Raw genomic sequence first — 1311 nt, 5'->3', positions numbered from 1 at the left:
TCGCTGGCCTGCGAAAGCCTCTACAATCCGGTTTGGACGGAATACACCACCAAACACGCCCTGGCGCTGAAGAAGATGGTCGAAGAGGATGGCGTGCAGGTGAAGATGTTCCCCGAGGATGTGATCGCCGCAATGGGCGCTGCTGCCAAGGAGGTGATCACCGACTTGCAGGAGGACGACGATGAGCTCGTGCGCCGCATTACCGAAAGCTTCCTTGGCTACCGCGACAGCATCGGCAGCTATATGACCTATGCCGATAACGGCCAGATGAACGCCCGTGCCTCGGTAATGGGTTACTGACGGGCAGCAACGGCAGCCGGCGCCCGGAACGGCGGGCGCCGGCTTTTTGATGGGGAGAGAGTGGAATGCGGCGGGTTGCAAATGCGCTGGACGGGATCAACCGGGGGCTGGCGCATGTGGTGCGCTGGCTGGCGCTGATCATGGTGCTGACACAGTTTGCGATCGTGGTCGGCCGCTATGTGTTCGGAGTGAACTCCATCGCCGCACAGGAAAGCGTCCTCTATATGCACGCAACCCTGTTCATGCTCGCCGCGGGCTACACGCTGCTTGTCGACAAGCATGTGCGGGTTGATGTGTTTTACGCCGGCCTCAGCCCCCGGTCGCAGCGCCGCATCGACATCTTCGGCCACCTGTTCCTGCTGCTGCCATCAATGGCCGCGCTTTTGTACTGGTCCTGGCCGTCGGTACGCAATTCCTGGGCAATATTCGAAGGCCCGATCGCGGTTGGCGGCATCGAAGCCGTGTTCCTGCTGAAGTCACTGATCCCAGCCTTTTGTGTGCTGGTTATGCTGCAATCTGCTGCCCTGCTGATCCGCCTGTTTTCCGAAAGTGACGCCCAATGACCGCATACCTTGACCTGATCATGTTCGCAGCCCTGATGGCGGCGATCCTCATTGGGTTTCCGGTGGCCTTTTCCATCGCCGGTGTTGCGATCATCTTTGCCTGTCTCGGGTGGATACTGGGGGTGATGGACATCTCGCTGCTGGGCGCGCTTGGCCAACGGGTTTTCGGCCTGCTGAGCAACCAGGTGCTGATCGCCATTCCGCTGTTCGTTCTGATGGGGGCGATCCTGGAGAAAAGCCGCATTGCCGAAGACCTGCTGGACACCATGGGACGGTTGTTCGGCCAGTTGAAGGGCGGGCTGGGCATCTCGGTTGTGCTGGTGGGGGCGCTGCTGGCGGCCTCGACAGGCATTGTGGGCGCCACGGTTGTGGCCATGGGCATGATCGCCCTGCCAGCCATGCTGCGTGCCGGGTACGATGCCCGGGTGGCGTCAGGTATTGTCTGCAC

General features: G+C 61.1%; 2 protein-coding genes and 1 pseudogene. All 3 read left to right on the top strand.

Annotation, left to right across the window (positions count from 1 at the left end):
* Positions 1-300: pseudogene (locus A2I95_RS38870) on the top strand (ABC transporter substrate-binding protein); the annotation flags it as partial.
* A gap of 65 nt (positions 301-365) precedes the next feature.
* A complete protein-coding gene (locus tag A2I95_RS38865; RefSeq protein WP_259996172.1) occupies positions 366-863 on the top strand; it encodes a TRAP transporter small permease subunit in 498 nt (165 codons plus the stop codon).
* A partial coding sequence (locus A2I95_RS38860; RefSeq protein ID WP_291737720.1) for a TRAP transporter large permease subunit occupies positions 860-1311 on the top strand: 452 nt, incomplete at its 3' end. The genes A2I95_RS38865 and A2I95_RS38860, both read left to right, overlap by 4 nt.

Source organism: Leisingera sp. F5 (genome assembly GCF_001593695.1).
The sequence above is the reverse complement of the archived record's forward strand: the minus strand, read 5'-3'. Positions and strand labels throughout refer to the sequence as shown.

What these genes read in the sequence shown, in the direction of transcription:
- A2I95_RS38865 (WP_259996172.1), top strand. Translation starts at nt 366, where the DNA reads ATGCGGCGGGTTGCAAATGCGCTGGACGGGATCAACCGGGGGCTGGCG.